The organism is Sphingobium sp. C100, from assembly GCF_000508185.1.
GTDB lineage: Bacteria > Pseudomonadota > Alphaproteobacteria > Sphingomonadales > Sphingomonadaceae > Sphingobium.
Genome location: NZ_AYOY01000075.1, coordinates 1 through 3,197, shown reverse-complemented (window position 1 = coordinate 3,197; position 3,197 = coordinate 1). Strand labels below are relative to the sequence as shown.

The 3,197-nt window shown below is 66.8% G+C and carries 6 protein-coding genes; 5 read left to right on the top strand and 1 reads right to left on the bottom strand.

Annotated features, from left to right (window positions below; translation table 11 throughout):
- The 3 genes from C100_RS31125 to C100_RS31115 all read left to right on the top strand — a co-directional run.
- The coding region (locus tag C100_RS31125; protein WP_024018952.1) for a DUF6927 domain-containing protein at positions 1–358 on the top strand (358 nt) is incomplete at its 5' end.
- A gap of 40 nt (positions 359–398) precedes the next feature.
- Positions 399–605 carry a hypothetical protein gene (locus C100_RS31120; protein WP_019054350.1) on the top strand — a complete coding sequence of 69 codons (207 nt, stop codon included), beginning with the start codon at positions 399–401 and terminating at the stop codon, positions 603–605.
- Complete coding sequence (locus C100_RS31115) at positions 602–1,108, top strand: thermonuclease family protein (protein WP_019054351.1); 507 nt, start codon at positions 602–604, stop codon at positions 1,106–1,108. The genes C100_RS31120 and C100_RS31115 overlap by 4 nt, the downstream gene beginning before the upstream one ends.
- A gap of 108 nt (positions 1,109–1,216) precedes the next feature.
- On the opposite strand, the gene C100_RS31110 is transcribed toward C100_RS31115, so the two are convergent.
- Positions 1,217–1,711 (bottom strand): hypothetical protein, encoded by a 495-nt coding sequence (locus C100_RS31110; protein WP_019054352.1) that lies wholly within the window; start codon positions 1,709–1,711, stop codon positions 1,217–1,219.
- Between the two features lie 29 nt (positions 1,712–1,740).
- On the opposite strand from C100_RS31110, the gene C100_RS31105 reads away from it, so the two are divergent.
- Together C100_RS31105 and C100_RS49455 are read left to right on the top strand one after the other, a co-directional pair.
- Positions 1,741–2,775, top strand: a complete 1,035-nt coding sequence (locus C100_RS31105) for a deazapurine DNA modification protein DpdA family protein (RefSeq protein WP_019054353.1) — start codon at positions 1,741–1,743, stop codon at positions 2,773–2,775.
- A gap of 62 nt (positions 2,776–2,837) precedes the next feature.
- Positions 2,838–3,092 carry a type II toxin-antitoxin system Phd/YefM family antitoxin gene (locus C100_RS49455; protein ID WP_019054354.1) on the top strand — a complete coding sequence of 85 codons (255 nt, stop codon included), beginning with the start codon at positions 2,838–2,840 and terminating at the stop codon, positions 3,090–3,092.
- Positions 3,093–3,197 lie beyond the last annotated feature (105 nt).

The following is a 3,197-nucleotide window of genomic DNA, read 5'->3' as shown; positions in this document are numbered from 1 at the left end:
CACCAATCCTACCCGACTGACCGAAAATATGGGTCCATGCGAAGCCGAGTGCCCCGAGCGTATCCTCGATCTCCTGACCCCGACCGAGCATCGTCACGCAATCGATTGGCGCGAACGCTGCCGCGCCAATCTGGCCCTGCGCGGGCGCAAGCTCGCCCAAGGCGATCGCATCCGGCTCGACCAGCCGGTGACCTTCACCGACGGCCACGTCGCGCAGGAGTTCGTCGTCTGCAAGCGCAGCCGGAGCCTGATGCTCCGCGACCCGGACAATGGCTGCTTCTACCGGATCAGCCGGCTGATGGAGCGGGCCTGGTCGATCGTGCCCGTCACCAAAATCCACAAGACGGTGTTCGCCTGAACATCAATCCGTATATCCTCGTGATGAAGTGGATCATGTCATGACAATCGCCATCGAAAGGAACGCCCTGTCGCCCAAGCGCGGCCTGCTCTGCAGCCGCGAGAACGCGCTGCGCGTCGCGGGCCGGATTTTCGATCATTCCCAGGAGAGGGTCAGCATCCTGCGCACCGCGAACCCGCTGCAACCGTTCCGCGTGTCCACCGACCCGGCAACGCCGGGCCTGATCGTCCTCGAAATGGTCGCATGAAACGGCTTCCCGTCCTGGCTCTGCTGCTGGCGGCAGCCTGCACGCCCAGCGATGCGGCGGAGGACACGTCCTTCAGCGCCACCGCGCGCGCCCTCGATGGCGACACGGTCGCGACCGATTTCCGCCTGCTCGGGGTCGATGCCTTCGAACGGCACCAGATGTGCGAACGGGCCGGTGCCTGCTGGGAGTGTGGGAAAGCCGCCCAGGACCTCGCCGCGCGGACGTTGCGGGGCGGCGACGCGCAGATCCGTCTCTCGTCCCGATCGAGCTACGGCAGGCCGGTTGCCATGGTTTCCATCAATGGACGCGACCTCGGCGAAGTGATGATCTCGGCCGGACTCGCCATCCCGCAGCCGCAATATCTGAGGTCCGACGCCGCCCGCGCTTCGCGCTATGCGGCCGCCTTCAGCGAAGCGCAGCGGCGACACGCGGGCGCCCTTGCCGGAAACTGGCTGGAGCCAGCGCGGTGGCGGCGCGGTGAACGGCTGTCATGCGAGCGCTGATCGCCGGCAAGGCCCGGCCTTGCTCGGCGGAAGCGCACGCCGGGCATCCCCAACCAGGCAAAGGGTAGAGCAGGGGCCGGCGCGCCAAGCGCCTGACGCCCGCAGGCTTCAGGCACCCAGGCCGGGATCGGCCCACCAGGACTGGCCCTGCTGGAAATCCTCCGCCGTTGACACCACCGGGCCATCCGGCTCGTCCGCCACATAGGGCCGCACGAGCGGCCGGGCCTTGACCTTGCGGCGATGCATCTTGCCCGCGATCCGGCCGCGCGCCTCGAGCAGCTCCTCGAGCCACATCAGATCGTCGATCATCTCGACCACGCCGCGTCCGGCGAGGCAGAAATAGATGCAGCGCTGAAAGTCGTCGCCCGCCGGATTGCTGAGGATCGAGGCCAGCTTGCGCTTCCCGCCAAGCTCGCCCTCGTGGATCCAGGTCACCGCCTCGCGCAGTTCGCGGACCGAATAGAAGGCGTCCTCGACATGCATGCCGATGGCCGCGTTGGCGATCATCCGCCGGGTCGGGCGGTTCTGCTCGTCGAGCGCCGCATCGCGCAGCGTCACGTCCAGATCGAAATGCCCAAGAAAACGGGCTGCGGAATCGGTCATCGGAAATCTCCTTTTGCAAGGAACATAATATGAACATGGATCGGGTCAAGCCGCGCACGATAGCGGTGATGATCGGCTTACCCCACCTGTCCGACAGCAAATTGCTCGATCGCGCGCGCCAGTTGCAGCAGCCCGTGCTCATCTCGGCGAACGCCCTTTCGCGCTGGTCGCGGCGGCGCGGCTGGCGCGAATGGACGGGCTGGACGACTGGTCCGCTCGCCAATGCGGCCGGGCTCCACAGCCTCTGCCTCGACAGCGCCGGCTTCAGCGCGATGACCACCTACGGCGGCTATCCCTGGACCGTGGGCGACTATGTCCGCCTCGCCGCCGCCTACCCGTTTCGCTGGTGGGCGGCCCTCGACTATTGCGTCGAGCATGAGGTCGCCGGCGACCGCGACGAGATCCTCGACCGCATATCGCGCACCATCCGCGCCAATATCGAGTGCCGCTTGCGCGGTGAGGACCAAGACATCCTCGACAGCTTCATGCCGGTGATCCAGGGGCGGCTACCCGCCGACTATGAGCGCTGCGCCGATGCCCTGTCGGGCACGATCGAGCGCGCCGGGCTCGTCGGCGTTGGATCGATGTGCCGGCGTTCCATCCACGGCCCCGAAGGACTGATGGCCGTCGTCGACCATCTCGATCGGGTGCTTCCGCGGCGCATCCGGCTTCATCTGTTCGGCGTGAAAGGGGAGGCACTCCCCTATCTCGCGGCCTTCCGGCACCGCATCGCCTCGATCGACAGCCAGGCCTATGGTGTCGCAGCGAGGACCGCGGCCCGGCGCGATGGCTGCGTGAAGACCGACGCCATCGTCGCCGACCATATGGAACACTGGGTCCACGCCCAGCATGCGCGCCTGCGCCAGCCGCAGCGCCAGCTTCCCGTGCAGATTCCCCCAATCGCGCCCGCGCAGCCCGATGACCCCTGGGAGGCGGCGATCGCCGAGGCGCGCGAGCAAATGCGGGAACTCATCGAATGCGGCGATCTCGACCATGACGAGACGACCGCGCCCTGGATCGAGCAGTGGGCGGCCGACATCTATCGCGAGCGCATGACCGGCTGATCCCGGAACGGAATTGAAATATCTCGCGGACTAGTTAGATAACTAGTCAGAAAGGAATCGATATGCAGGCTTGGCCCGTTCAGGACGCAAAGGCGCGCTTCAGCGAAATGCTCGAGGCATGCACGACCCATGGACCCCAGATGGTCACCAAGCGCGGCGTCGAAGCGGCGGTGCTGGTACCAGCCGCCGAGTGGCATCGCCTTCAAAGCCGTGCTCGCCCGACACTCAAGGACCTACTTCTGGCGCCCCCCGGCCGAGGCGATCTCGTGATCCCGCCGCGGGGCCGGGGGAAGCACCGCGCGTCGCCCGCCCTCTGATGTTCCTCCTCGACACCAATATCGTTTCGGAGCTTCGCCGCGTCCGCCCCCATGGGGCCGTGCTCGCGTGGCTCGAAGCGCAGGAGAGGGCATAGCGTGGATGGT

Bases quoted from the DNA above. Each gene is read 5' to 3' on its own strand.
- C100_RS31120 (WP_019054350.1), top strand. From the start codon at position 399: ATGACAATCGCCATCGAAAGGAACGCCCTGTCGCCCAAGCGCGGCCTG.
- C100_RS31115 (WP_019054351.1), top strand. From the start codon at position 602: ATGAAACGGCTTCCCGTCCTGGCTCTGCTGCTGGCGGCAGCCTGCACG.
- C100_RS31110 (WP_019054352.1), bottom strand. From the start codon at position 1,711: ATGACCGATTCCGCAGCCCGTTTTCTTGGGCATTTCGATCTGGACGTG.
- C100_RS31105 (WP_019054353.1), top strand. From the start codon at position 1,741: ATGAACATGGATCGGGTCAAGCCGCGCACGATAGCGGTGATGATCGGC.
- C100_RS49455 (WP_019054354.1), top strand. From the start codon at position 2,838: ATGCAGGCTTGGCCCGTTCAGGACGCAAAGGCGCGCTTCAGCGAAATG.